Consider the following 24,004-nt stretch of genomic DNA (forward strand, 5'->3'; position numbering starts at 1 on the left):
CGTGACAACTCAGGCTTTCGGCGTGGGCGTGCAGGTGATCGTGCACCTCGACCGCACCCGCTTTCCCGACTCCCTGATCGACGACCCGATCGGTGTGATCGTGGCTGCGGGGGAGTCGGAGGGGTCTGGGCTGTACGCACCGACCGTGGTGCGGGAGAAGTTCTGGGTGGTCCAGTTCGAGCAACCGTTCTTCGGCCTCGATGGCTCCGGCCCGCACGATTCGGCGCGCATTCCGCAGGGCTTCCTCGAAGCGGCGCCGGAGGCGTGACCGCTGCGGGGCCGGTCGGGCGTGAGCCATCGCAGCGGGACATCCGTCGGTGGCGGCAATACCTGGCCGACGAGCGGGCTGAGGCCGCGGTCTATCGTGACCTCGCCAACCGTCGGGCCGGTGAGGAGCGCCAGATTCTGCTCGCCCTCGCCGAAGCCGAGGGACGACACGAAGATCACTGGCGCCAACTGCTCGGCAGCGACGTGGGCTCGCCACGTCGTGGTGCCCTGCGCACCCGGTTTCTGGGGCTGCTGGCCCGCCGGTTCGGTTCGGTGTTCGTGCTCGCTCTCGCCCAACGGGCCGAGAGCCGCTCGCCCTACGATGCGGATGCCGACGCGACTAACGCGATGGCGGCCGACGAAACCGTGCACGAAGAGGTCGTGCGCGGCCTCGCCGCGCGCGGTCGCAAACGCCTGTCCGGTACCTTTCGCGCCGCCGTGTTCGGCGTCAATGACGGCCTGGTCAGCAACCTGGCCCTCGTGCTCGGCATCGGCGCCACCGGCGTACCGGCTGCAACGATTCTGTTCACCGGGATTGCCGGGTTGTTGGCCGGGGCGCTCTCGATGGGTGCTGGCGAATATGTCTCGGTGCGGTCCCAGCGGGAGTTGCTCGAAGCATCCACTCCGGCGGCACCGGCCAAGAGTGTGCTCTCGCACCTCGACCTCGCCGCCAACGAGCTGACCCTGGTCTACCGGGCCCGCGGTATGTCCGAGGATGAGGCCGAGACCTATGCCCGTGGCGTGCTGGCCACCGCGTATGCGGCGACCGGTCCGATTTCCGCGGTCACCAACGGGGCCGTCGAGCCCGACGAGCACGAAGCCATCGGCACGGGCACCGGCGCGGCCCTGTCGAGCTTCTGCTTCTTCGCATCCGGAGCGCTGCTGCCCGTGCTGCCCTACCTGTTCGGCCTGAGCGGCTACCCGGCCATGATTCTGGCGACCGTGCTGGTCGGCGTGGCCTTGCTCGCGACCGGCGCTGTCGTCGGTTTGCTCTCCGGCGGGCCGCCGCTGAAGCGTGCCCTGCGGCAGCTCGTCATCGGCCTCGGCGCAGCCGCGGTGACCTATCTGCTCGGGTGGGTGTTCGGCGCCTCGATCGGCTGACCCGCGGCCGGGCCGACAACGACGGCGAGTCCGGTCTGACCGCACCACCGGAACGCGTGTGCCCCATCGGCCAGTAGAGCCGGTGTCGGCGCCGGGTCGCGCAGGCGCTCGGTCAGCCCTGGCAGGCGCAGCAGAGCGCCGGTGGCGAGGTGGGCGTCGGTCGAGACGACGACCCGCGCGCTGGCGTTGATGAGCGTCACCGGCACACCGCCGACGCCGAGGCGCGGCACGAGTTTGCGCTCGAGCTGATCCACCGACAGGTCGATTCCGACCACACCGATCAGCTCGGTCCCGCCGCGGTAGACCGGCAGGGTCAACGTGAGGGTGTATTCATCGGTGCACAGATAGTCCACGTAGGGCCCGGTCACGTGGCGGCGCCGGGTCTGGGCGGGAACGCGCCACCATTCCAACGCCGTGTAGTCGCGAAAACTCTCGTCGCGGGGGTCTTCAACCGTTTCCAGATGACGGATGCCGCTGGCCGGCAGCGCAGACCCCGCCGGGTTCTGCCCGCCCAGCCACCAGGCCAGGTGCCAGCCCAGGAAGCTCGGCGCGGAGACGAAACCGGCCCCGATCACCATCCCATCGGCGTCGGCGAATTCCCTTCGCACCAGGGTCTCGATCAGGGGATCGAGTGTGGTTCGGCCGCACTCGGGCTGGCTGGCGCAGTCTTCGACCTGCGCGGCCCAGCCCTCGAGGCGTGCGAACACCGGGTCGAAGACGGCCGCTATCCAGGACACGCTGGCGAAGCCATGCGCCTCGTTGTGAACGAGCGGCTCGAACGTCATGAGCGGGTGTCCTCGCGCTCAGGTGTCGTTGTTCTGGCTTGCATCGGTGACACGCTTTCCTGTTCCAGAATGGACTTGGCCTCGATCAGCCACTCGATGGAGTCGGTGATCTGGTTCACGGTGAGCTGCCTGGCTCGAGCGCCGTTCTCGGCGACGAGGGCGGCGACCGTCTCCCGTTGCACCGCACGACAGCGTTCCCGCCGAAGTGGTTCGCTCAGGCTGAGCCAGAGCAGGGAGCCGAATTCGGCCTGCAAACGCAGTTCTTCGCGCACAAGCCGGGCGGACTGGCTCAGCGCGGCCACCTCGAGACGGAACGTACCGTGGCCGCGGCGCGCGGCATCCGCTGTGAGGGCATCGGAGCGATCGAGAATGCGCTCGAGGTTGTCGATATCGGCTGCACTGGCGCGGTCGGCGGCGAGTTCAGCGGCCAGACCGGCGATCGCGGAATAGTGCACGCCGAGGTCGCGCACCTGAACCCGCGACCAGGCCAGCAGCCGTTCGTCCTGAAGGTCGTTCGCGCCGCGCCCGGCGAACGTGACGAAACTGCCGCCGTCGCGGCCGCGCTTGGTGTGCACGAGCTTATTCCGACGCAGAATCTCGAGTGCTTCCCTGGCGGTGACCGTGGCGACGCCGAGCTGCCTGGCCAGCTCGGCCTCGCTCGGCAGACGCTCGCCATCGTGCAGCACCCCGAGCACGATGGCGTCGGTGAGACGCTGCAAGACCAGTTCGGCCCGGCCGGCACCGTCGAGCGGCGCGAAAATAGCCGCACGGGTTCCCGATCCGGCACGGATGGACTGCGGCATGGGCTGCTCGTTTCAGGTTGTGACACGACCGTAACATCAACCCAGCGCGGGCCGCGGACCCCGGGTTCGCGAGAACATCTCCGGCAGATCGAGAAGCGGATGCCGCCCGCCCGCGAGATCACGCGGCAGCCGCGTCAGCTGAAGAGAAACGGCCGGAGTTGTGCACGGGGGATGACTCTGTGTCGGCCGGTAGTGGAGAGGCGGGGGATCGGGTTAGGGTTTTTCGGTGGGTAGACAGGACGGCAGTGGGCGGCAGGTGTCGGCGGGCGACGTCGACGACCGTTCGGCGACCGTGCTGCACGTCGACCTCGACGCGTTCTTCGTGTCGGTCGAGTTGCTGTCGCACCCCGAATTCGTCAACCTGCCCGTGATCGTCGGCCACCGCGGCGGCCGGTCGGTCGTCACTGCGGCCAACTACATCGCCCGCAAATACGGCGTGAACTCGGCTATGCCGATGGCGCTCGCGCTGCGGCAATGCCCGAATGCAATCGTGCTCGAGCCGCACATAGGGCTCTATCGGGACTTTTCCAGCCGGGTCATGAGCATTTTCGATGACGTGACCCCGCTGGTGGAACGGCTCGGCATCGACGAGGCCTTCCTCGACGTGGCCGGCGCAACCAACCTGTTTGGCTCACCGGCCGTGATCGGCGAACTCATTCGCGCCCGGGTGTTCGCCGAGACCGGGCTGGTCTGCTCGGTGGGCGCGGCCTCTACCAAGTTCGTCGCCAAACTTGCCTCCGGCCTGGCCAAACCGAACGGACTGCTCGTCGTTCCCGCCGAGGATACGGTCGAGTTTCTGCATCCGCTGCCCGTCGCGGCGCTGTGGGGCGTCGGGGCCGCCACCGAGCAGGCGCTGAGCAGACTCGGCCTGAAATTGATCGGCGACATCGCACACACGCCGCTGGACGTACTGCGCACAGCGCTGGGGGAGGCATCCGGTCAGAAACTGTTCGAGCTGTCCTGGGGTCGTGATCCGCGCGCGGTGACGCTCGAGCGGGAGGAGAAGAGCATCGGCCACGAGGTGACCTTTGAACACGATGTGACGGATATCGACCGGTTACGCAGCGAATTGCTGCGGCAGTGTGACCTCGTTGCCGTGCGGCTGCGGCGGGGCGATCTCGTGGCCAGGCGGGTCGCCCTCAAGCTGCGCTACACCGACTTCAGTACGGTGACCCGGTCGCGCACCCTCGCCGAACCCAGCAATGTGGGCCGGCGCATCTACGAGGAAGCGGTGGCGGCGTTCGACCTGCTGGCGGCCTCCGGCATTCGGGTGCGTCTGATCGGGGTGCGTGCGGAGCAGCTCGGCACGGCATCGGGATCGGTCGGACTCTGGGACCCGGACGAAGACTGGCGGGGCGCGGAGCTGGCCGTGGACACCGTGACCGAACGATTCGGAGCGGGAACCGTGCGCCCGGCCTCGCACTTCACACCTCGCCCCTGAAGTCTCAGTCACGCTAACCTGATGGCATGACCAGCCTCCCGGAAAAACTCGCAGAAACGTTCCGTTCCGCCGGTGTGAAGTCGGCGTACGGTGACCCTGTACAGATCGATGGCGTCACCCTGGTACCCGTCGCGCTCGCCTATTACGGCTTTGGCGGCGGTGATGCCGGTGAGGGCGGGGCCGGGTCCGGCGGGGGAGGAGGCGGCGTTTCGCTGCCGATCGGCGCGTACGTCAAGTCGGGCGGTACAGCCCGGTTCGAGCCGAACGTCATCGCCCTGCTCGCCGTCGGTGTGCCGTTCCTCATCGTCGCCGGCCGCGCCTTGGCCCGGGTGATCCGAGCCCTAAAGAAGTAGTCGCTTTCTGCACGGGGCCCGGGCCCGGAAACCGGGCCCATGATAGATCATGGGCCCACGGAGCTAAGGTGGGCCCGGGCGAGTGTGGCGCAACCGCCGCGCGGCGCGCGGACGGCGCGGGCGACGCGCGAAGCGTCGCCGCGCCCAGCGCGGCACTCTTGGGCGCAGCCAGGCCGGAAAGTGCCAGGGGCCGCTCACCGGCAGACCCTGCGCAATTCGCCGCCGCCGTAGAACGAACCGGCGCATGAGCAGCAGGTACAGGGCCGCCAAAACGAGCAGAATGCCGATGCTCATGTCGTGATCCCCATGTCGTCAGTCTAAGCGGGGCACTATACTTGACCACGATCACGGGAGTCCGGTAAACCGGGCTGAGAGGAAGCTGACCAAGCTTCGACCGTCGAACCTGATCTGGATCATGCCAGCGCAGGGAGGCTTCTCAATCCCGTGCCCTGTATTCACCTACGGAAAGGGCACGAAACAGTGCACGCTACAACGAGTTCACTCAAGCAATCCGCTCCGGCGGGAGCCACGAAGCGCAACTTTCGCTGGCGCGTCGTCGACATCGTCGTTGCCAGCGTCATCGGCGTCGCGAGCGGTGTCATCTTCCTCGTCTGGAATCAGGCGAGCAACCCCCTGAGCGGTCTACTTTCGCCGCTGCTGCCGGGCCTATCGGCTCTCCTGGGCGGAGGCTGGCTGTTCGCTGGCGTGCTCGGCGGTCTCATCATTCGCAAACCCGGGGCCGCGCTGTACACGGAGCTCCTTGCCGCCGTCGTTTCCACGCTGATCGGCAACCAATGGGGACCACTGACTCTGGTGTCTGGCCTGGTGCAGGGTCTTGGCGCCGAGCTTGTCTTCGCTCTGTTCCTCTACACGAACTATCGTCTCTACGTCGTGTTGTTGGCGGGCGCTGGGGCCGGACTTGCCATGGCCATCAACGACCTGGTGCTGTGGTATCCCGGTTCAGCGAGCGCATTCGCGACGATTTATATCGTGAGCGCGATTATTTCGGGCGTCGTTATCGCCGGGCTCCTGTCCTGGTTCGCTGCGCGCGGCCTGGCTCGCACGGGCGCGCTCAACCGCTTCGCGGCGGGTCGCATCGCCGGTCGAACCGCGATCTAGGCGAGCGGATGCTGGTGGGCGCGACGCGGGGAGGCGCATCCGTCGACGCCCGCGACTGGGGTTGGCGCCATTCCGGTCGGCGGCGCTGGGCGGTGAGCGAGCTGTCCCTCCGCATCGAGCCTGGCGAGCGGATTCTCCTGCTCGGTGCATCCGGTTCGGGAAAATCGACGCTGCTGCACGCGCTGGCTGGCGTGCTCGGCGGCGACGAAGAGGGCGAGCAACGCGGTACTCTGCGCGTGAACGGCACCGAGCCTGGCAACGCCAGGGGTCAGGTCGGCCTGGTCCTCCAGGACCCCGACTCGCAGGTAATTCTCGCTCGCGTCGGCGATGATGTCGCCTTCGGTTGCGAAAATATCGGCGTGCCGCGCGAGGAAATTTGGCGGCGCGTACAGGATGCCCTCGAGATGGTCGGCCTCGACGTCCCCGTTGACCACCCGACGTCCGCCTTGTCGGGCGGCCAAAAACAGCGTCTTGCTCTCGCCGGAGTGTTGGCCATGCAGCCGGGTCTGCTGCTCCTCGACGAGCCGACGGCAAATCTCGATCCGGTCGGCGTGCGGGAGGTGCGCGAGTCCGTCGCCCGCGTTCTGGCACACACTGACTCGACGTTCATCGTTATTGAACATCGGGTTGAGATCTGGAAGGACCTCGTCGACCGGGTGATCGTTCTGGGTGCCGACGGGGGAGTCCTGGCCGACGGATCCCCGAGCGACGTTCTCCTCGCGCAGGGAGTTGCACTGACCGCCTCCGGCGTCTGGGTACCCGGTGTGCCACACACGCTTCCCGTAAGGCCTCCGCGAGAGACCGGTCAGCCAACGCTCTTGTCGACCAGTTCTCTCGCGATTGCGCGCACTCGGGATTGTGTGGTTGCCGAAAATATCGACCTTGAGGTGCCGGAGGCCTGTGCTCTGCTCATCACCGGACCCAACGGAGCCGGCAAGTCCACCCTCGCGCTCACCCTGGCGGGGCTCCTGCGCCCCGCCGCCGGGCGGGTCGTCGCCAGCAGCGCTCTCGCCGCTGGCGCAGGCAGCGACCCGATCCGCTGGAAATCGCGCCAGCTTCTGAGTCGAGTGGGCACCGTCTTTCAAGACCCGGAACACCAGTTCGTCGCTGGCACCGTGCGCGCCGAACTGGCCGTCGGACCGCGAGCCCTCGGTCTGTCGGACGCACTGCTGCACCGGCGCGTCGACGATCTGCTGGATCGCCTTCGCCTGGACCACCTGGCCGAGGCCAACCCATTCACCCTGTCCGGTGGCGAGAAACGACGTCTGTCGGTCGCCACAGTGCTGGCCACCCAACCCCGACTTCTGGTGCTGGACGAACCCACGTTCGGTCAGGATTTTCGCACCTGGCAGGAGATCGTTGCGCTGCTGCGTGACCTCCTGGACGCGGGCACCGCCATCGTCGCGGTCTCCCACGACACAGACTTCGTTGCCGCCGTCGCTGATCGGGAATTTCGAGTCGAGGGCCGCGGCTCCAAGTACGATCTCAGCGCGGTTCTGCCATGAGTGTCTTGACACCCACGCGGGGAGTGCGAGCGATCGACCGGATCAATCCGGTCGCGAAACTCGCTGCCGCGCTCCTGCTCGCCGCAGTCCTGGTGCTGACCATCGATTGGGTATCCGCCGCCGTCGCCCTGGCCTGCGAAATGCTGCTCTTTCTGTGGGCTGGGCTTACTCTTCGAGTCTTCTTGTGGCGAACCGCGCTGGTCTGGCTGGCTGCACCGTCCACTGGAATCACGACGCTGCTGTATGGTCAGGCCTCCGGTCAGGAATATTGGTCATTCGGACTCATCCAGGTAACCGATGGCTCAATTGATCTGGCCCTCGCCACGACCCTGCGGGTGCTCGCGATCGGGCTGCCTGCCGTCGTCCTGTTCATCACCGTCGATCCCACCGATCTCGCCGACGGGCTGGGACAGGTCGTGCACTTGCCCGCCCGGTTCGTGCTCGGCGGACTTGCGGCGCTGCGGATGGTCGGGCTGTTCATCGAGGACTGGCGTGCCCTGGGACTTGCCCGCCGGGCACGCGGGGTAGCGGATGGCGCGGTGCTGCGCCGCCTGGGCAACCAGACCTTCGCGCTCCTGGTGTTGTCCATTCGGCGGGGCAGTAAACTCGCCACCGCCATGGAAGCGCGTGGCTTCGGCGCTCCCATCCAACGCACCTGGGCTCGGAGTTCAACGTTCGGCCTGCGGGAATGGTCACTCATCGGGATCGGGCTGATGATCGCCGTTTTGGCCGTCATGATCTCGGTATCCACGGGAAACTGGAACTTTGTCTTCGCTTGATTCTCTGCGCGCCACGACCCTTCTGGCGCCGGTGTTCCAGGCCGTCACCGCCGCCGGGCCGAACCCGGTGGTGCTCATCGATGGGCCGAGTGGCGCGGGCAAGAGCACCCTCGCCGACGCCCTCGTGGCAGAGTGGCCGGGCAGTCAAACCCCGCAGCTTGTGCGGATGGACGATATCTACCCCGGCTGGGACGGCCTCGACGCGGCCATCGACCACCTGCGCCGGCACCTTCTCGAACCCCGACGCACCGGGCGGCCGGCGGCCTGGCAGCGCTACGACTGGAGCGCGAATCAGCGAGCCGAGTGGCATCCGCTGACTAAAGAACGACCACTGATCGTTGAGGGCTGCGGAACGCTCGCGGCCGCGCATGAGCCGCTCAGCGACGTGCGCGTGTGGCTGGCCGCCGACGACGACCTGCGCAAACAACGAGCGCTCGACCGCGATGGAGAGGCGTTTCGAATGCACTGGGACCAGTGGCAGGACGAATGGACGGCCTACCTCACGCAGGAGGCACCCGAACGTCGTGCCACCGTGCGCCTGCGGGCGGGCGGGTAGGCGACGAGAGCGGGCGACACGCGCCAGCGAGCCCACCGGGTAACCCGGGGCGCACAGGACTAGATTAACTGCCATGAATACCTTCGACCGTGACGATGCCGGTGCCCCCACCCTGTATATCGCCGAGTTCATCGACGGCCCGCTCGAGGGTCAGATCGATTCCCGGGCCCTTGTGCGCGGCAAACACGCGCCCCGCATCAGCATGGTGGCCGCCGTCGCCGGACTGGAGTCGGTGTTCTGGTACGACGAGGTCGACGAACGAGACGTCAACGGGCAACGCCGCGTGCGCTACTCCTTCGACAAGAACGAGAGTGATCCGATCGACACCGAGGTGGAGCCGATCTAACTACTGATCGAGCAGCGCCGTGATCATCACGATCGGGTGCAGCAATCGCCACCCCAGCCCCGGATTGTTGATCGCCTGGTCGAGTTTCAGCGCGGCCGAGAGTTCCTCCCCGGCCACGGTGAGCCGCACCTCTCCGACGTTCGCGCCGGTGCGCGCGGTGGCGAAATCCTTGAGTGTGACCGTGGCAGCCTCCGGCGTGGCGGCCTGCCAGGCATAACGGGTGCGAGAGACGCCGACCACGGCGGAAGCCTCGTCACCCCAGGCCGATTCGAACGTCGCGTACTCGTCGCCGGCGGCCAGTACCGGCAGCGGACCGACTCCAGCGCGGGCGCTCTCCATTAGGGCGGTGAGGTCCGCGGTGAGCGCATCGTAGGTCGGTTCGCCGATGAAAGCGCCCGAGAACGTGAAGCTCGACGCGCCGTCGCTGACCTCGGCGGTGAACAGAAAACAGACGCCGGCGGCATCCGTGTAGCTGCGCGAAATACCGGTGATGCCCTCCTCGGGCAGAAATGAAGTGGTGTTCTCGACACCGCGACGGTCCGCCAAAGCGGATGCCGGGCGTTCCAGGATCGAAGAGACGATCGGGTCGGTTGCGGCGAGACCCGCGAGGCGAGCCAGATCGGTAGCGGTCCCAGCGCTGCCATCGCCCAGGCCGGTAGCGTCGACAACGGCGGAGCCGGTCAGCCCGTTGTCGGCGAGCCAGGCGTTGGCGGCTTCAACGTAGGCGTCGAGCGAGCCGAAAGCCCAGCGCGCCACACTGTCGGCGTGGTTGTTGCTCGAGCCCAGCAGCAGTGCCTGCAATAATTCCAGCTCCGTCCACTGCTCGTCGGCGAAGACCGTGACCGAGCGGGCACCGACCTGGTCGTAGTCCAGATAACTCTGAAAATCGGCGGCAGTCAAAGTCACCACGGGGCCGGATTCCCCGTCCGCGATCGGCTTGGCATCGAGAACGACGAGGGCGGTGACAACCTTGGCGATGGATGCCATCGGCAGTGCTTCCGCCGTTCCGGCGACGGCGATCGGCTCCGCAGCTTGCGAAACGGTACCGGTCGACGTGGTACCGGTCGACGTGGTGCCGGAGGCGTCACTCGTCGTCGCGGCGAGCACGGCGATGGCGCTCGCGCCATTGGCGGAGAGTACCGGGGGAGTGGGGGCGAAGGCGCCGGCGGCGGGCGTGACGGTGGTGGCGGTCACGGCGGGTAGCGGACCGAGAAGCATCGCGGGGCCGTAGACACCAAGGCTGAGAATCACGACGGTTCCGACCAGAATTCCGATCAGACGGCCAGGACGGAAGGAGCTCATTCTGCAAGGCTAGACCGCTTGCGGTCAGCTCCAGCCGAGCTCATGCAGCCTGTCGTCATCAATGCCATAAAAATGCGCGATTTCGTGCACGAGTGTGATGTGAACTTCGTCGTGCAGGTCGTCTAGTGTCGTACAGATAGCGAGTAGCGGCTCCCGGTACAGCACGATGCGATCGGGCATCTCCCCGAAGCCGTACTGGCCGCGTTCGGTCAGCGCCACGCCGTCGTAGAGGCCGAGGGTGTCCAGGGTGCCGTTCTCGGGCCGGTCCTCGACCACGAAAATAATATTGTCGAGACCATCGACCATGTCATCGGGCAGCAGATCGAGCTCGCCGACAACGAGGGCTTCGAATTCGGACGCGTCCAGCTCTAGCATCACTGACCAAATCGTGAACGGTGAATCATTGGGGTGAGTAACGGGGATTGAACCCGCGACCTCCTGGACCACAACCAGGCGCTCTGCCAACTGAGCTATACCCACCATGCGTCCCCACGTCTACAACGCGGGGCAACTCAGCAATCCTATTACACCTCGGAGGCGAATAAGTGCACAACCTCCGCGGCCTGCGACTTGGCTTCGTCACTCGAGGGCCCTGGGTCGGCCACAAACACCGTCTGGCGATAGTACGCGAGTTCGCGAATCGACTCGAGAATGTCGGCCAGGGCACGGTGGCCGCCGTCCTTGGCTGGGGCGTTGAAGTAAACGCGTGGGTACCAGCGTCGGGCCAGCTCTTTGATCGACGACACGTCGACATTGCGATAGTGCAGCTGGTTGTCGAGGCGCGGCATGTAGCGGGTGAGGAAGGCACGGTCGGTGCCGATGGAGTTGCCGGCCAGAGGTGCCTTTTGTTCGGCCGGAATGAACTTCAAGACATACTCGAGTACCTGGTACTCGGCCTCGGCCGCGCTGATCCCGTTCGGAATCTCGGTGATCAGCCCCGAGGATGTGTGCATGTTGCGCACGAAATCGCCCATGTTTTCGAGGGCAGAGTCGTTGGGCTTGATGATGAGGTCAAGCCCGGGGTCGAGCACATTGAGGTCGTAGTCGGTGATGACGACGGCGATCTCGACGAGCTCGTCGCGGTCCAGGTCCAGCCCGGTCATCTCGCAGTCGATCCAGACCAGGCGGTCGGGGCTCTTCGAGGTCGGGGAGGCGGTCGGGGCGGGCGTCGGTGCTGTATCCGTCGTGCTGTTCGTCATGCCTTGAGTCTACCGGTGGCCCCCGACAGGGCCTGTAAACTTGAAAACACTGTTCGTTTGCGCGTGATCTGCGAGGCCCCTGATGGAATTCACCCTGTATTCGTCGTCATTCTGCGAGCCGTGCATGCAGACGCGTGCCGTGCTGGCCGAGGCGAAGCGGCTCGTTCCCGGTTCGACCGTGCGCGAGATTGATGTTGCCGGTGCACCAGAGCAAGCCGAAGCCCTGCTCATTCGCAATACCCCGACCGTCGTCATTACCAACAGCGAAGGTGCCGAGGTCTTTCGTGCGGCCGGCGTACCGACTCTGGCCCAGGTTCTCGTTGCCGCGGCCAAAGCCCTCTGAGTGATGAGAGCCCCCACCCGGCGCACGATTCTCGCCAGCATCACGGGTACGCTGATCGCGTCGCTGGCCCTGGTCGGGTGTTCCGCCGGAACCGCGTCCACGGACGGTGGGCCGGACACGACGTTGACCGTTGGTCTGCTCGCTACGCCGGGCAACCTCGACTACACCACGACCGCCGGTGCGGCCATTCCGCAGGCGCTTCTCTATAACGTTTACGAGGGCCTCGTGAAACTCGACAACGAGGGCACGATCATTCCCCTGCTCGCCGAGTCCTGGACGGTCAGTGATGACGGCCTGGTTTACGATTTTGTCCTGAACGAGGGCGTGACCTTCTCGGACGGCTCCCCGTTCACCGCCGACAGCGTCAAGTTCAGCCTCGAACGCGTGAAAGACAACTGGACCGCGAACGGGCCGGCCTACCTCGATCCGATTGCCGGCATCGAGGCCGTCACTGACACCGAGGCTCGAATCACTCTGTCGACACCGAGCAACGGCTGGCTTTTCAATATGACCGGCCCGGTCGGCACCATGTTCACCGAAGCCGGCATTTCCGACCTGGCTACAGCCCCTGTCGGAACCGGGCCCTACACGGTCAGCTCCTTCAAAACCGGCGACAGCCTGGTCCTGGCCGCCAACGCTGACTACTGGGGAGCGGCGCCGTACCTGACCGATGTCACACTGCGCTACTTCACCGATGCGACCGCGCAGACCAACGCCCTGCTTAGCGGTGACATCAACCTCATTTCGGGCATCTCGCAGTTTCAACTGGTTGATCAGTTCAAATCAAACTCTGACTACCAGGTGCTCGAGGGCGCCAGCACCGGTGAAGTCACCCTGTCGATGAACAATTCCAGCGATGCGTTTAGCGATGTTCGGGTGCGGCAGGCCGTTATGTACGCCATCGACCGGCAGGCGGTCATGGACACGGTGAGTAGCGGCTACGGTCTGCTGATCGGCTCGATGGTACCGCCGACCGACCCCTGGTACGACGCCAGCCTCGCTGACCTCTACCCCTACGATCCCGCCCGGGCCATCGAGCTTCTCACCGAGGCAGGCATGAGCGACCTGACCGTCGCGTTCAAGATTCCGAACCTGCCCTACGCCGTGGCTGGCGCGCAGGTAGTCAAGGCCCAGCTCGCCGAAGTCGGCATCACCGCCGAGGTGACCCCACTCGAATTTCCGGCGGTGTGGCTCGACGAGGTGTTCGCCGACCACGATTACGACCTGTCGCTCATCATGCACAGCGAGCCACGGGACGTCAGCGTCTTCGCCGCCCCCAGCTATTACGCCGGCTATGATTCGCCCGCGGTGATGGCAAAATTCGCTGAAGCGGATGCCGCCGACCCGGCCGTTTATGTGGAACTCATGAAGGAGGCGACGCGCACGATGGCGGAGGACGCATCCGCTAATTGGCTGTATCTGCAGCCGGCGATTTCGCTGGCCGACGCCGATCTGAGAGGTGTGCCGAAGAATACGCCGAGCCTCGCGCTGGACCTGTCGACCATCGCCCGGTAACGGACGAAGCCGTTCACCCCTACGGTTGATGTCGAGCGGATGGCGCATCCGTTTCACGCGCTTTCGAGAAAGTCTGCAATGTTTCTGGTGATTCTGCGTCGCATCGGTGTCTTCGCGACGACGGGCATCGTGGCGTCGATCGTGACCTTTCTGCTGCTGGCTATTCTGCCCGGAAACGCCGCGCGCATCGCCCTGGGCGTGCAAGCCACCGAAGCGGATGTTGCGGCGCAGGCCACAGCGATGGGGCTCGACCGCCCAGCGGTTGTGCGTTACCTGGACTGGATCGGGCACGTGCTCGTCGGCGATTTCGGTACCTCCACCGTGTCGCGTCAGCCGATCGGCCCCGACATAGCGGATGCCCTCGGCATCACGGTGATCCTTGTGCTGACCAGTGTCGTTCTGGCGCTGTTGTTCGCGATTCCGTTTGGAATTTTGACCGCGGTCCGGCAGCGGAGGCCGGACGGCGCGATTTTTTCGGGCATCAGCCAGATCGGTGTTGCCGTGCCCGGGTTTCTGGCCGGGCTTCTGCTGGTCACCGTCTTCGCCGTGACGCTGCGCTGGCTTCCGGCGGGCGGCTGGGTTGATCCGGCGGACGATTTCAGTGGCTTCATCGAGCACCTGATTTTGCCGGCGATTGCCCTCGGCAGCGTGCAGGGCGCCGTGCTCAGCCGTTATGTGCGATCGGCGGTTCTCGACGTCATGCGCGACGACTTTATGCGCACGGCCAGGGCCAAGGGCCTCGGAACAGCGCGCGCCCTCTTTCGGCACGGGCTGCGCAACGCGGCCGTTCCGGTGATGACCGTGCTCGGTCTGCAGATCGCCACCCTGCTGATTGGTGCCGTGGTGATCGAGCGGGTGTTCAGCATTCCCGGCCTGGGCAGCCTGCTGCTCGACAAGGTCGCCCTGCGCGACCTGCCCGCAGTGCAGGGCATCGTGCTGGTGCTCGTCGTGTTCGTGCTGGTGCTGAACTTTCTCGTCGACCTGGCCTTCACTGTGATCGATCCGCGACTGCGGAGCGCGTCATGACCGCCAGCAGGCCCGCGAAATCCTCTCGTCGTGCGGTTCGTGGTGGTGACGCAACGCTCCGGGTCGGCCTCGTGCTGATCGGTCTCGTCGTGCTGGCCGCCGTCGTGTCTCTGTGGTGGACGCCGTTCGACCCGGAAGGGGTCTTCTCGGACTCGATCCTGCTGCCGCCCGGCGCGGAACACCTTCTCGGCACCGACAGCTTCGGGCGTGATGTCTTCAGTTCCCTCCTGCGCGGCGCTCAGATCTCCCTGCTCGTGGGCACCGTCGCCGTTTCAATCGCGGCCGTGCTCGGCGTGCCGTTCGGCATCGTGGCCGGCATGAATCCGGGCCGGCTGGACCAATTCCTGATGCGCGGCAACGACATTTCCCTGGCTTTCCCGGCCCTGTTGCTTGCGATCATTTTCGGTGCCATTTACGGCGCCGGAACGGTCACCGCGATGGTCGCGCTCGGCATCGGCACGGCACCCGCGTTCGCCCTCATCTCCCGCAGCGGAACCCGGCAGATCATGAGCCGCGAATACGTGCTGGCCGCGCGCGCCGCGGGCAAGAACGGCCTGTTCATCGGGGTGCGGCACGTTCTGCCCAATATCAGCGGCATGCTCATCGTGCAGGCCTCGGTCTCGTTCGGCATCGCGGTGCTCGCCGAGGCCGCGCTGTCCTACCTCGGGCTCGGCACGCCCCCACCCACGCCCTCGTGGGGCCGCATGCTGCAGGATGCCCAGGGCTACCTGTTCATCGAACCGTTGCTCATCGTCTGGCCGGGGATCGCTATCGCCATCGCGGTGCTGGGCTTCAACCTGCTCGGTGACGGTCTGCGCGATCGCTTCGACCCGCGCATGCAGGTGAAACGGTGACCGCGCCCGCCCTCAGCGTGACCGACCTGCGGGTCAGTTCGCCCTTCACCGAGCTGTTGCATGGCATCAGCTTTGATATCGCCGCCGGCGAACGGGTCGGCCTGATCGGGGAATCCGGGTCGGGAAAGTCGCTCGCCGCGACATCTGTTATGGGGCTGCTGCCCGATACCCTCACGGCCACCGGTTCGGTGCGCCTGGGCGGCGTCGATGCCAACCTGCTCACGGCTGGCGAGCGCCGCCTGAACCAGGTGCGCGGCAACACCATGGCGATGGTCTTTCAGGAGCCGATGACCGCCCTGAATCCGCTCATGCGGGTCGGAGCTCAAATCGCCGAAATCATGACGGTGCACCGCACCCAACCCAGTCGGCGACAGGCCCAGGACCGTGCCGCCCTGCTGCTGGCCCAGGTCAAGCTGCCCGACCCGGCCCAGGCGGCCCTCGCCTTTCCGCACCAGCTCTCCGGTGGTCAACGCCAGCGGGTTTTGCTCGCCATGGCCATGGCGAACGACCCGCAGCTACTGCTCTGCGATGAACCAACCACGGCCCTCGACGTCACCGTGCAGGCCGAGGTGCTGGGGCTCATCGGGGGACTGGTGGCCGACCGGGGCTCCTCCCTGCTCCTGATCACCCACGACATAGCCGTGGTCGCGCAGGTCTGCCAGCGGGTGCTCGTGATGCACCGGGGGACGATCGTCGAGGAGGGGCCGGTGGGGCAGGTGTTGGCCGCGCCGCGGCATCCGTATACGAAGAATCTCATTGCGGCCGCCGATCTCTCCGTGGTCGACGACCGAGGCCGACTGCGCACGCCCACGCGCACGCCCACGTCCACGCCCACGCCCACGCGCACGCCCACGTCCGCGCCCCGGACACGAATCGCACCCAGCCGAACCGCACCCAGCCGAACCGAAGCGGATGCCGCGCCGCCGGCGATCCCGCCGCCGCACCGCGCCGCCCACCAGCGCCTCGAACCCGGAGGCCCTCCAATAATCTTCAACGAGGTGGCTGGCGAACCCGCCATTTCGGTGCGCAACCTGAGCCGGCAGTATCGGCGGAACGGCGGCCGTCTGCTCGCCCCGAAACAGATCGTGCACGGCCTGCGCGACCTGTCCTTTGACGTGGCCGAGGGGCAACGGCTGGGCATCGTCGGCGAATCAGGGTCCGGCAAGTCCACCCTCATGCGCATCCTGTGCGCCCTCGACCAGCCCAGTTCCGGCACGGTCGACGTGCTCGGTCAACCGCTCGGGGGAACCTCTGAACGGCAACTACGCGAGTTTCGCAGGCAGGTGCAGATGGTGTTCCAGGACCCGATGGGGTCGCTGGATCCGCGCATGAAGGTGCGCGACATCGTCGCCGAACCCCTGCAGCACGTCGGTCGGGCCGAGGCTCGAGCCCGGGTTCAAGCCCAGCTGGCCGCGGTCGGACTCGACGCCGACGTGATGGACCGGCATCCGCACCAATTCTCCGGAGGCCAGCGACAACGAATTTCCATCGCACGAGCGCTCATCACGAGGCCGCGGGTTCTGGTCGCCGACGAAGCGGTCAGCGCCCTGGACGTGTCGGTCCGGGCCCAGGTGTTGAACCTGCTCGCCGAACTCGTCGACCAGTACCGGCTCACGCTCGTGTTCGTCTCGCACGATCTCGGCGTCGTCCGCCACCTGTGCGATGCCGTGGCCGTCATCTCCGACGGACGTATCGTCGAGTGCGGCCCCACCGGCGATGTCTACGACCGGCCCCTGCACCCCTACACCCGAAAGCTGATCAGCGCGACACCGTCGATGCCCGACCTGGTCCGGCGCCGCGCCACCTGACCTGGCAGGCTTCGTCGACCTGAGCGCTTCGGCGACCGACCGCGCTCGCGACCTGTAACCTTGTACAGTACCGCCCCCGTAGCTCAGTGGATAGAGCACCGGCCTTCTAATCCGATTGTCGTAGGTTCGATTCCTACCGGGGGCACCACGCCTGGGTGACTGCAGTGAGTAATGCAGAAGGCCGCGACTCGCCGTTTCGCTCGAGGCGAGCCCGGTCGAAGTCAAAGATGAACACAATTCCGGCCGCGCTTGATGGTCTTAGGTGCGCCAGGGTGGTTCGGGGCTGGGGATGTTGGCGCGGTGGCTGTGGGCGGGGCGCCAGGTTTGGGTGGGGTCCCAGAGTAGGGGTCCGCGTACTTGGGGTCGGCTGTTGATCATGCGGATTTTCCATCCGCTGGTGTCGATGGTGTGGTGGTGGAACCAGCAGAGAAGGACACCGTTGTCGATGTCGGTGCGGCCGTTTTGTTGCCAGGGGAGTACGTGGTGGATTTCGGTCCAGCGGGCGGGGATGGTGCAGCCGGGGATGATGCAGCCTCCGTCGCGGGCGGCGATGGCGGCGCGTTGTTTGGGGGTGAAGCAGCGGGCTTTGTCGCCGAGGTAGAGGACGTCGCCGTTGTCGCCGAAGGTGATTTTTTGGGCGCCGCCGGAGCAGATTGTCTCTTTCACCCGGCGCATGCTGACGGGGGCTTCGACGCCGTCGATCCAGCCGACGCCGCGGCCTGCGTTGAGGTCGGTGGCGTTGACGTGGATCATGACGAGGGGGGCGGCGCCGCCCATGGTCGGGGTCTTGGGGTCGCGCGCGGCCGCCTGGAAGACGTCGCGGAGGATGTCGGCACGTTTCTCGCCCGCGGTGCGGCGGTCCCCATCGAAGCGGGTGTCGCCGTTGTACTGGTCAGAACTGAACGGGTCGGCGCTGAACCGCTCAGTCTCCGTGTTGCTGCCATCGAGGCCGTCCAGCTCGGCGCTGCCGTCAAGGGATTCAGTGGGCACGAACATCGGGGTGCGCGACCGGGCGGACAGATAGGTGTCGAAGAGGGTGTCCATGATGCCGCGCAGCTCCGGGGTGACCTCGGCGCGCAGCGGGTACAACCCATTACGGAGCAGCCCGAACGTCAGCGTGCTCTTGGCCTCAGTCACGTCGTCGCTGGGGGCGGTGCCGTCGGGGTCGAGGCGGGCCTGCCATTCCATCGCTTGCGCCCGGAGTACGTCGGGCGTGAAGCGGATGCCCACGCCGGGGAGCCCCACTGTTTCCGGGGTGATGGCCCCGGTGGCGGTGGCGACGAGGGCGCGCTCAACCTGGTCGAGGTCGCCCGGCAGGACCTTCCCCTGCAGAGCGGTGAGCGTGCTGGCGATGATCTCCGCCGATTCCATGCCGAGTTCCCCGCTGGTCAGGCCGCCGGCGATGATCGGGTACCGGGCCGGGACGGGCAGGCCCAGCGGGGTTCGTTCCACCGCGGTCTCGCCGAGCTTCAGGCGCCGTTTGGCTTCGCGGCCCGAGATGCAGGCGAGTTGGGTGATGAACTCGACCCGGTTGCGGCATCCGTTTCGGTACGCCAGCGAGCCACTGCCAAGGTCGATCTCGGCGCGCACGCCGATGTCGTTGGTGGCGCGTAGCCTGACCCCATCGACCTTGCGGCCGAGCCCCTCCAACGCCGCGAGAACCGCAACAGCTTCAGCATCGTCGAGGTGACCGAACCGCACATCGTCAAACGCTGCCGCCAGAATGGCACCGGCCTGAGCCACCGCTTCAACGCGAGAACCCTGCGGCATCGAGCCGGCTGCGGCGGGCGGGGCGGTGAGGGTCATGGCGTCGGTGCCTCCTTCACTCACAATTATAGCTCGAATCGTCCATAAACACGAGCAAATCTCAAGATTATTCTGACTCAAGTTCAGAAGTTTCTTCCCACCGGCGCGAGCGAGTGAACGGTTGCTTCACGAGCGCCGAAGTAACCGTTCACCCGCTCTCGCGAGGACGGAGCAGATGGTTCTGCCGCGCGCTCTCCGCAAGGCCTCCATCGAGGCGCTCAGAGATACCCGGCCCGTCATCGGCGGGGCCTTGGTGCTCTGCATCGAACGGGCTAGGCGATGACGTCGAGGCCCTGGTCCGTGTACAGCTGGATATTTGAGTTCATACCGATGACCTGATCGTTGCTGTCCAGGCCGAAACCCAGAACGGTGTTCCCGGTCATGATGAGGAACGAGTTGTCCGCCCCGTCAAAGAGTTCGGGGTTGGAAGCTCGCAGAGCATCTGCGCTCTGGACGGGGTCGGCCGCGAGCACCAGCGCGACAATCTGGGCATCCGTCGCAACGAACGTGCTCGTTGAGCTGAATCTGAAGATCAGATTCGGCTCGCCTCCGTCTGGCTCTTCGGCGTACACCCGATCCAGACGTACGACGGTGCTCGACGCGCGGGCGCCTCCGTCGCGCGCAAGCGGGGCCGGCAGAATGTCAGTGACGACGAAGGCTGCCGTGCCGAGCACGGCACCGTCGTTATCGATCGCATTCTGAAACTTGGGTTGCCAATCGGTGGTGATGTAATCGGAATTCGCCGCAAACCACTCGGCCGGGGCGATGCTGTAGTTGTCCAGTCGGCTGCGCGGTCTGCTCAGCAGGCGTGGTATCAACTTCGTCGTTCGTGACGGCGGCGCACCCGCCGAGTCCGGCCAAGAGAATACCGGACACAGCGATTGCCAGTGCAGACCGGCTGATTCCGCGAACCGTTCTGCCGGATCGTGCTTCGCTGAAATCCTCGTGCATGCTGTACTTATTCTTAACAACCATTAGTGCGTCCCCCGAGCGGTCTTTGTCCTACCGTACGGGAAAATTTCGCCACTATTCGCCGGTACCCCGGTGCCGATCTCGAGGGAGGCGGCAGCACGAATTCTCGAGGATTGCTAGATTCAAGTATGCGAGAACTCCAGGCGCGAATCATCGCGGAACTCAACGTCTCACCCACCATCGACCCGGCCGCCGAGATTGGCCGCCGGGTGAAATTTCTCAAGGACTACCTCAAGCGCACCGGCGCTGCGGGCCTGGCGCTCGGCATCAGCGGCGGCCAGGACTCCACCCTGGCCGGCCGGTTGTGCGCGCTCGCCATCGATGAACTCGTCGCCGAGGGGCATCCGGCCACCTTTGTCGCCGTACGCCTGCCATACGCGGTGCAGCGCGATGAAGCGGATGCGCAACTCGCGTTGGAATTCATCCGCCCAAAATCGCAGGCCGTCTTCAATATCGAACTCGCCGTCGAGGGTTTCGAAACCGAGTTTCTTGCAAGCCTCGACGTGGCGATGACCGACTTCACCAAGGGGAATGTCAAAGCGCGCTCCCGCATGATCGCGCAGTATGCGCTCGCCGGCCAGCTCGGCCTGCTCGTGGTCGGGACCGACCATGCTGCCGAGGCGGTCACCGGATTCTTCACCAAGTACGGCGACGGCGGCACCGACATTCTTCCGCTGACGGGCCTGACCAAGCGCCAGGGCCGCGCCCTGTTAGTGGAGCTCGATGCCCCCGAACAGCTCTATTTGAAGGACCCGACCGCTGATCTGCTCGACCACACGCCCGGCCAGACCGACGAAGCCAATCTGGGGCTGCAGTACGAGCACATCGACGATTTTCTCGAGGGGCTTCCGGTCGAGGACGAAGTGGCCGAGGCAATCGAAGCACGCTTCCTGAGCACGGAGCATAAGCGGCGAGTGCCAGCTTCGCTGTTTGACGACTGGTGGAAGTAAGCGCCCCAGCGCGACGAAAAAACGAGCCGGTCAGTGCTGTGAGAGCGCCGACCGGCTCGTTCAGGTGGTGCTGATTGACCTAGGTGGTCGGTGCGGAGGACGAACGAGTGAGCGGGTCTGTCCTGCGCACCTCGAGCTTGTTCACGTCGTCGAGCAGACGCTGGGTCTCCGTTGATGCGTCGGCCGCAGCTGCCGTCGAAGTAGCTGCCGGCGCACGGTTGACCGCCGCAGGAGTGAGCGGTGCCGCTCGCACCGGTGCTGGGGCGGACTCTGCCGCACTGTGCTGGTCGTGGTGCTGCTGGGCAACCCAGGCTTCCTGCTCGGCCAGCAGGTTCTTCTCGGCGCCGGAATTCTGGGCCTTCCAACGATCGAGATCGCCCTGGAAGATTTTGCGGGCACGCCCGGGCTTGTTCTGCCACTCCACCAGGCGGTCGCGAAACTCGACCAGGGCCGGTTCCAGCTGGTACCCGAATGTGGCCGAGGTGCGCTTGAGCTCATACAACTCGTGGGCGGCCCAGTTCGCGGCGATGCCCGAACCGCGGATCGGCAGCAGTCGAACCTGAATGTCGGCCTGTCCGACGGCCCGGTCGCTCATGACCTGTTCCTGCGGGGTCAGTGAATTCCAAACGGATGCCTCGGTGGCGGCATCGACGAGAGCGGCGATCGCGGCCACCTTAATCTCCCGATCCCGCTGAGTGAGGAGCCGCTTGACGGCCCCCCGGGAGATCAACGCCGCCAGCACGCTGGCGATGACAATCGCACCAATGAAGACGATTGCACTGAAAACCACCGGTTCTGTGCTGACGTCTGTGAGCCAGGTTACGAAGCTATTCCACCATTCCATGTCGAGGATTTTATCCGCGCAGTTTCTGTTCTGAGGGACCAGCCTCGGCGTGCCCCCACACAATTGGAACCAATGGGTGCAGCGCGGCACCTATTAGAGCACTAGCGGAAACAATCGATGGCGTCCTCGATACGGCAGAACACACCGAGATCGCGCGTGCGCGTGGCGAAAACTATTCTGCGGGCGCTGTACCGGTCGCCGTCGATGCCGGCGTGGCATTCGAGATAGCCGATGACAGCGCCAAGGGGGTCGACGACGCGCCACAGTCCCTCGCGCACGGGGATGAAGTCACGGCCACGAATGCGGGCGATCGGTGCGATGAGAGTGGTCATGATTGCTCCTTCTGCTTCGGCCGGCCGCGGTTGTTTCCTCCACCGTATGGGCGACCACCGACATCCGCTTTCGGCGAACAATCGGCGATGCTGACGCAGCATTCGGCAGCGGCGACGCCGGACGAGTTAGGATGGAGGAGTGCAAACTTTTGTGATCGCAGGTGGATGTTTCTGGTGTCTCGATGCTGTCTATCGGGTCTTACGCGGTGTGAGCGAGGTCGTGTCGGGGTATACCGGCGGCACCACCACCGACCCGAACTATGAAGCGGTCTGTACCGGGCGTACCGGCCACGCCGAGGCCGTCGCGGTCACCTTCGACCCGGAGGTCATCCCGGCCAGCGTCATCCTTGACGTGTTCTTCACACTCCACGACCCGACCCAGCTCAACCGGCAGGGCAACGATATCGGGACCCAATACCGGTCGGCCATGTTCTACACCGACGATGAGCAGAAGCGGCTGTTTGAGACGGCCCGCGATCGGGCGAGCGAATGGTGGGGCTCCGGAATCACCACCACAATCGAACCGCTCGGCGACTACCACGATGCCGAGGATTACCACCAGGACTTCTTCAACAAGAACCCCGGGCAGGGCTACTGCATGGCCGTTGCCGTCCCGAAGGTCAACAAGATTCGCAAGTCGTACTCCGAGTACCTCGTCGGCTAGTTTCTTCTCCACAACGGCTCGTCGGCGGGATTCTCCACTGATTCGCTTGAATCGATCCGTCGCAGCCCATGGGGGCGGCACACTCGCAGTGTGCGACCCGGGAGCGACGAAGACTGGCACGAGTTGTCGTTCCCGGGCCGTGTGCGCTCACTCTCTGTCGAGCGCCCAACGAGCGTCTTCGCGACAACCGTGCCGGGAGAAACCATGAGCGACCACATCACGATATCCGGAGTCATCGGCACCGATCCCAGTGTGACTTTCGGCAAAAACGGGACCCCGATCACCTCCTTTCGGCTGGCCTCCCGCCAGAGCCACCACGACCAGGCCAAAGACGAATGGATCGTCGACGAAAGCTGCTGGTATTCCGTCAAGACCTTTCGCCAGCTGGCCACGAATGCGGGCAAGTCGCTCAACAAAGGCGAGCACATTGTCGTCACCGGACGGCTGGTCGTTCGCAAATGGACCAACGCCGAGAAATCCGGAACTTCCGTGGAGATCATTGCTGACTCTGTCGGCCACGACCTCACCTGGTACACCACGACGCCGGTGCGCTCTGCGGCACCCTCGCGTACCAGCACCGATCAGGCTGAGCCGGACCCGGTGGAATCCCCTGAATCGGAGGAATCGGCCAGTGCGTTCGAGGCGGAGCGCGGGCAGATCGACCCTGCCGGAGACGGCTTTGTACCGATCGACACCGACGCGGATGTGGATGCCTACGCGCGTTTAGACTCGTAACATCGTCCACGCGCGTGGACCGGGGGAGGCAATACGTGAGCGTGGCAGAACCAAAACCGCAGGATCAGTTCGTCGTGACTACGGCCGGTCGGCGCGCCGGCCGCTCGCGGTTCTCCCTGTCCGCCGTGGTCGCGGTGGGCGCTGTGCTGCTCCTCGGCGTCAGCCTCGCCGCGTGTACCGGTGTCCCCGCAGAGCCCGCCGCGACCACCGCTGTGCCCACTACGTCGGCGACACCGGACTCCTCGGCCACTCCAGCGCCCGACCCGGCGCTGGTACCGACTGGAACCGCCGGGGAGAATCTGGTCTACTTCAACTTTCTGGCCGCGGCGGTATCCAAGGCCAACCCCGCTGCTGACGGCCGTGCCTACATCGACGCCCTCGTCGCCGGCGGGTTCGACCGCAGCGCGATGGAAGTGAGCTTCGACCGCACCCAGGCCGATCTCGTCGCCGACTCCGTACAATTCTCCGTGCGCTTCGCCGGCGAATGCCTGATCGGTCAAATCGGCCCGGCCAGCGACGGCTTCCACAGCGTGGTCGCGCCGATCCTCTCGACCGGTTTGTGTCTGGTTGGGTCCAGTCGACAAATAGACTGGTAGGTA

At 65.6% G+C, this 24,004-nt stretch carries 27 protein-coding genes, 2 tRNA genes and 1 riboswitch; of the genes, 19 read left to right on the forward strand and 10 right to left on the reverse strand.

What is annotated here, in order from left to right; genetic code table 11:
- Position 1 precedes the first annotated feature (1 nt).
- Together E3T43_RS01940 and E3T43_RS01945 are read left to right on the forward strand one after the other, a co-directional pair.
- On the forward strand, positions 2 to 268 hold the full coding sequence (locus E3T43_RS01940) for a hypothetical protein (RefSeq protein WP_134441146.1): 267 nt from the start codon (positions 2 to 4) through the stop codon (positions 266 to 268).
- Positions 265 to 1,368: a VIT1/CCC1 transporter family protein gene (locus tag E3T43_RS01945; RefSeq protein WP_134471130.1), complete on the forward strand. Its 1,104-nt coding sequence runs from the start codon at positions 265 to 267 to the stop codon at positions 1,366 to 1,368. Before E3T43_RS01940 ends, E3T43_RS01945 begins: the two co-directional genes overlap by 4 nt.
- On the opposite strand, the gene E3T43_RS18625 is transcribed toward E3T43_RS01945, so the two are convergent.
- Positions 1,329 to 2,153, reverse strand: coding sequence for a cache domain-containing protein (locus E3T43_RS18625; protein ID WP_166791207.1), 825 nt, complete (start codon positions 2,151 to 2,153; stop codon positions 1,329 to 1,331). The two genes, E3T43_RS01945 and E3T43_RS18625, sit on opposite strands and share 40 nt — an antisense overlap.
- A complete protein-coding gene (locus E3T43_RS01950) occupies positions 2,150 to 2,956 on the reverse strand; it encodes a FadR/GntR family transcriptional regulator (RefSeq protein WP_134471131.1) in 807 nt (268 codons plus the stop codon). Before E3T43_RS01950 ends, E3T43_RS18625 begins: the two co-directional genes overlap by 4 nt.
- A 226-nt stretch (positions 2,957 to 3,182) precedes the next feature.
- Between E3T43_RS01950 and dinB the strand changes: the two genes are divergently transcribed.
- The 7 genes from dinB to E3T43_RS01985 all read left to right on the forward strand — a co-directional run bounded on the left by dinB (position 3,183) and on the right by E3T43_RS01985 (position 9,055).
- Entirely contained in the window at positions 3,183 to 4,397 is a 1,215-nt protein-coding gene (gene dinB / locus E3T43_RS01955; RefSeq protein ID WP_134471132.1) for a DNA polymerase IV, read from the forward strand.
- 26 nt (positions 4,398 to 4,423) lie between these two features.
- The gene (locus E3T43_RS01960; protein ID WP_134468519.1) at positions 4,424 to 4,750 is read left to right on the forward strand and encodes a hypothetical protein; all 327 of its coding nucleotides are present in this window, start codon (positions 4,424 to 4,426) and stop codon (positions 4,748 to 4,750) included.
- A gap of 337 nt (positions 4,751 to 5,087) precedes the next feature.
- A riboswitch (TPP riboswitch) is annotated at positions 5,088 to 5,197 on the forward strand.
- A 33-nt stretch (positions 5,198 to 5,230) separates the two neighbouring features.
- Positions 5,231 to 5,869 (forward strand): ECF transporter S component, encoded by a 639-nt coding sequence (locus E3T43_RS01965; RefSeq protein ID WP_092451916.1) that lies wholly within the window; start codon positions 5,231 to 5,233, stop codon positions 5,867 to 5,869.
- An 8-nt stretch (positions 5,870 to 5,877) separates the two neighbouring features.
- The gene (locus tag E3T43_RS01970; RefSeq protein WP_174844304.1) at positions 5,878 to 7,374 is read left to right on the forward strand and encodes an ABC transporter ATP-binding protein; all 1,497 of its coding nucleotides are present in this window, start codon (positions 5,878 to 5,880) and stop codon (positions 7,372 to 7,374) included.
- The gene (locus tag E3T43_RS01975; protein WP_092451914.1) at positions 7,371 to 8,153 is read left to right on the forward strand and encodes an energy-coupling factor transporter transmembrane protein EcfT; all 783 of its coding nucleotides are present in this window, start codon (positions 7,371 to 7,373) and stop codon (positions 8,151 to 8,153) included. The genes E3T43_RS01970 and E3T43_RS01975 overlap by 4 nt, the downstream gene beginning before the upstream one ends.
- On the forward strand, positions 8,140 to 8,709 hold the full coding sequence (locus E3T43_RS01980) for an AAA family ATPase (protein WP_241978765.1): 570 nt from the start codon (positions 8,140 to 8,142) through the stop codon (positions 8,707 to 8,709). Before E3T43_RS01975 ends, E3T43_RS01980 begins: the two co-directional genes overlap by 14 nt.
- A gap of 73 nt (positions 8,710 to 8,782) precedes the next feature.
- On the forward strand, positions 8,783 to 9,055 hold the full coding sequence (locus E3T43_RS01985; protein WP_134471133.1) for a hypothetical protein: 273 nt from the start codon (positions 8,783 to 8,785) through the stop codon (positions 9,053 to 9,055).
- On the opposite strand, the gene E3T43_RS01990 is transcribed toward E3T43_RS01985, so the two are convergent.
- From E3T43_RS01990 to orn, 4 genes are all read right to left on the reverse strand, one after another.
- On the reverse strand, positions 9,056 to 10,357 hold the full coding sequence (locus E3T43_RS01990) for a hypothetical protein (protein ID WP_134471134.1): 1,302 nt from the start codon (positions 10,355 to 10,357) through the stop codon (positions 9,056 to 9,058).
- A gap of 24 nt (positions 10,358 to 10,381) precedes the next feature.
- Entirely contained in the window at positions 10,382 to 10,732 is a 351-nt protein-coding gene (locus E3T43_RS01995; RefSeq protein ID WP_092451908.1) for a metallopeptidase family protein, read from the reverse strand.
- Positions 10,733 to 10,761: 29 nt separating this feature from the next.
- Positions 10,762 to 10,837 (reverse strand) — tRNA-His (locus E3T43_RS02000).
- Positions 10,838 to 10,881: 44 nt separating this feature from the next.
- Positions 10,882 to 11,556, reverse strand: coding sequence for an oligoribonuclease (gene orn, locus E3T43_RS02005; RefSeq protein ID WP_134471135.1), 675 nt, complete (start codon positions 11,554 to 11,556; stop codon positions 10,882 to 10,884).
- An 82-nt stretch (positions 11,557 to 11,638) separates the two neighbouring features.
- On the opposite strand from orn, the gene E3T43_RS02010 reads away from it, so the two are divergent.
- The 6 genes from E3T43_RS02010 (at position 11,639) to E3T43_RS02035 (ending at position 17,250) form a co-directional block, all read left to right on the forward strand.
- A complete protein-coding gene (locus E3T43_RS02010; protein ID WP_134441411.1) occupies positions 11,639 to 11,899 on the forward strand; it encodes a thioredoxin in 261 nt (86 codons plus the stop codon).
- 3 nt (positions 11,900 to 11,902) lie between these two features.
- Positions 11,903 to 13,414: an ABC transporter substrate-binding protein gene (locus E3T43_RS02015; RefSeq protein ID WP_134471136.1), complete on the forward strand. Its 1,512-nt coding sequence runs from the start codon at positions 11,903 to 11,905 to the stop codon at positions 13,412 to 13,414.
- Positions 13,415 to 13,492: 78 nt separating this feature from the next.
- Complete coding sequence (locus E3T43_RS02020; RefSeq protein ID WP_134471137.1) at positions 13,493 to 14,440, forward strand: ABC transporter permease; 948 nt, start codon at positions 13,493 to 13,495, stop codon at positions 14,438 to 14,440.
- The gene (locus E3T43_RS02025; RefSeq protein WP_134471138.1) at positions 14,437 to 15,294 is read left to right on the forward strand and encodes an ABC transporter permease; all 858 of its coding nucleotides are present in this window, start codon (positions 14,437 to 14,439) and stop codon (positions 15,292 to 15,294) included. The genes E3T43_RS02020 and E3T43_RS02025 overlap by 4 nt, the downstream gene beginning before the upstream one ends.
- The gene (locus E3T43_RS02030) at positions 15,291 to 17,102 is read left to right on the forward strand and encodes an ABC transporter ATP-binding protein (RefSeq protein WP_134471139.1); all 1,812 of its coding nucleotides are present in this window, start codon (positions 15,291 to 15,293) and stop codon (positions 17,100 to 17,102) included. The genes E3T43_RS02025 and E3T43_RS02030 overlap by 4 nt, the downstream gene beginning before the upstream one ends.
- Positions 17,103 to 17,174: 72 nt before the next feature.
- A tRNA-Arg gene (locus tag E3T43_RS02035) sits at positions 17,175 to 17,250 on the forward strand.
- 110 nt (positions 17,251 to 17,360) lie between these two features.
- On the opposite strand, the gene E3T43_RS02040 is transcribed toward E3T43_RS02035, so the two are convergent.
- Complete coding sequence (locus E3T43_RS02040; protein WP_134471140.1) at positions 17,361 to 18,908, reverse strand: HNH endonuclease signature motif containing protein; 1,548 nt, start codon at positions 18,906 to 18,908, stop codon at positions 17,361 to 17,363.
- Between the two features lie 272 nt (positions 18,909 to 19,180).
- Positions 19,181 to 19,726, reverse strand: coding sequence for a hypothetical protein (locus E3T43_RS02045; RefSeq protein WP_134471141.1), 546 nt, complete (start codon positions 19,724 to 19,726; stop codon positions 19,181 to 19,183).
- 282 nt (positions 19,727 to 20,008) lie between these two features.
- On the opposite strand from E3T43_RS02045, the gene nadE reads away from it, so the two are divergent.
- Positions 20,009 to 20,830, forward strand: a complete 822-nt coding sequence (gene nadE / locus E3T43_RS02050) for an ammonia-dependent NAD(+) synthetase (protein WP_134471142.1) — start codon at positions 20,009 to 20,011, stop codon at positions 20,828 to 20,830.
- A gap of 79 nt (positions 20,831 to 20,909) precedes the next feature.
- Here the strand turns inward: nadE and E3T43_RS02055 are convergent, their stop codons facing one another.
- Together E3T43_RS02055 and E3T43_RS02060 are read right to left on the reverse strand one after the other, a co-directional pair.
- A complete protein-coding gene (locus E3T43_RS02055; protein ID WP_174844305.1) occupies positions 20,910 to 21,674 on the reverse strand; it encodes a hypothetical protein in 765 nt (254 codons plus the stop codon).
- Positions 21,675 to 21,775: 101 nt separating this feature from the next.
- The gene (locus E3T43_RS02060; RefSeq protein ID WP_134471143.1) at positions 21,776 to 22,006 is read right to left on the reverse strand and encodes a hypothetical protein; all 231 of its coding nucleotides are present in this window, start codon (positions 22,004 to 22,006) and stop codon (positions 21,776 to 21,778) included.
- Between the two features lie 139 nt (positions 22,007 to 22,145).
- Here E3T43_RS02060 and msrA point away from each other — a divergent pair, with 139 nt between their 5' ends.
- From msrA to E3T43_RS02075, 3 genes are all read left to right on the forward strand, one after another.
- Positions 22,146 to 22,670: a peptide-methionine (S)-S-oxide reductase MsrA gene (gene msrA / locus E3T43_RS02065; RefSeq protein WP_134471144.1), complete on the forward strand. Its 525-nt coding sequence runs from the start codon at positions 22,146 to 22,148 to the stop codon at positions 22,668 to 22,670.
- A gap of 204 nt (positions 22,671 to 22,874) precedes the next feature.
- Positions 22,875 to 23,405 carry a single-stranded DNA-binding protein gene (locus E3T43_RS02070; protein WP_134471145.1) on the forward strand — a complete coding sequence of 177 codons (531 nt, stop codon included), beginning with the start codon at positions 22,875 to 22,877 and terminating at the stop codon, positions 23,403 to 23,405.
- 35 nt (positions 23,406 to 23,440) lie between these two features.
- Positions 23,441 to 24,001, forward strand: coding sequence for a hypothetical protein (locus tag E3T43_RS02075; protein WP_241978766.1), 561 nt, complete (start codon positions 23,441 to 23,443; stop codon positions 23,999 to 24,001).
- The last annotated feature ends 3 nt before the right edge of the window (positions 24,002 to 24,004 follow it).

Origin of the sequence: Cryobacterium sp. Hh7, assembly GCF_004403155.1 — a bacterium.
Taxonomy (GTDB): domain Bacteria; phylum Actinomycetota; class Actinomycetes; order Actinomycetales; family Microbacteriaceae; genus Cryobacterium; species Cryobacterium levicorallinum.

What these genes read in the sequence shown, in the direction of transcription:
- E3T43_RS18625 (WP_166791207.1), bottom strand. Translation starts at nt 2,153, where the DNA reads ATGACGTTCGAGCCGCTCGTTCACAACGAGGCGCATGGCTTCGCCAGC.
- E3T43_RS01950 (WP_134471131.1), bottom strand. Translation starts at nt 2,956, where the DNA reads ATGCCGCAGTCCATCCGTGCCGGATCGGGAACCCGTGCGGCTATTTTC.
- E3T43_RS01960 (WP_134468519.1), top strand. Translation starts at nt 4,424, where the DNA reads ATGACCAGCCTCCCGGAAAAACTCGCAGAAACGTTCCGTTCCGCCGGT.
- E3T43_RS01970 (WP_174844304.1), top strand. Translation starts at nt 5,878, where the DNA reads ATGCTGGTGGGCGCGACGCGGGGAGGCGCATCCGTCGACGCCCGCGAC.
- E3T43_RS01975 (WP_092451914.1), top strand. Translation starts at nt 7,371, where the DNA reads ATGAGTGTCTTGACACCCACGCGGGGAGTGCGAGCGATCGACCGGATC.
- E3T43_RS01985 (WP_134471133.1), top strand. Translation starts at nt 8,783, where the DNA reads ATGAATACCTTCGACCGTGACGATGCCGGTGCCCCCACCCTGTATATC.
- E3T43_RS01990 (WP_134471134.1), bottom strand. Translation starts at nt 10,357, where the DNA reads ATGAGCTCCTTCCGTCCTGGCCGTCTGATCGGAATTCTGGTCGGAACC.
- E3T43_RS01995 (WP_092451908.1), bottom strand. Translation starts at nt 10,732, where the DNA reads ATGCTAGAGCTGGACGCGTCCGAATTCGAAGCCCTCGTTGTCGGCGAG.
- orn (WP_134471135.1), bottom strand. Translation starts at nt 11,556, where the DNA reads ATGACGAACAGCACGACGGATACAGCACCGACGCCCGCCCCGACCGCC.
- E3T43_RS02010 (WP_134441411.1), top strand. Translation starts at nt 11,639, where the DNA reads ATGGAATTCACCCTGTATTCGTCGTCATTCTGCGAGCCGTGCATGCAG.
- E3T43_RS02015 (WP_134471136.1), top strand. Translation starts at nt 11,903, where the DNA reads ATGAGAGCCCCCACCCGGCGCACGATTCTCGCCAGCATCACGGGTACG.
- E3T43_RS02020 (WP_134471137.1), top strand. Translation starts at nt 13,493, where the DNA reads ATGTTTCTGGTGATTCTGCGTCGCATCGGTGTCTTCGCGACGACGGGC.
- E3T43_RS02025 (WP_134471138.1), top strand. Translation starts at nt 14,437, where the DNA reads ATGACCGCCAGCAGGCCCGCGAAATCCTCTCGTCGTGCGGTTCGTGGT.
- E3T43_RS02040 (WP_134471140.1), bottom strand. Translation starts at nt 18,908, where the DNA reads ATGACCCTCACCGCCCCGCCCGCCGCAGCCGGCTCGATGCCGCAGGGT.
- nadE (WP_134471142.1), top strand. Translation starts at nt 20,009, where the DNA reads ATGCGAGAACTCCAGGCGCGAATCATCGCGGAACTCAACGTCTCACCC.
- E3T43_RS02055 (WP_174844305.1), bottom strand. Translation starts at nt 21,674, where the DNA reads ATGGAATGGTGGAATAGCTTCGTAACCTGGCTCACAGACGTCAGCACA.
- E3T43_RS02060 (WP_134471143.1), bottom strand. Translation starts at nt 22,006, where the DNA reads ATGACCACTCTCATCGCACCGATCGCCCGCATTCGTGGCCGTGACTTC.
- E3T43_RS02070 (WP_134471145.1), top strand. Translation starts at nt 22,875, where the DNA reads ATGAGCGACCACATCACGATATCCGGAGTCATCGGCACCGATCCCAGT.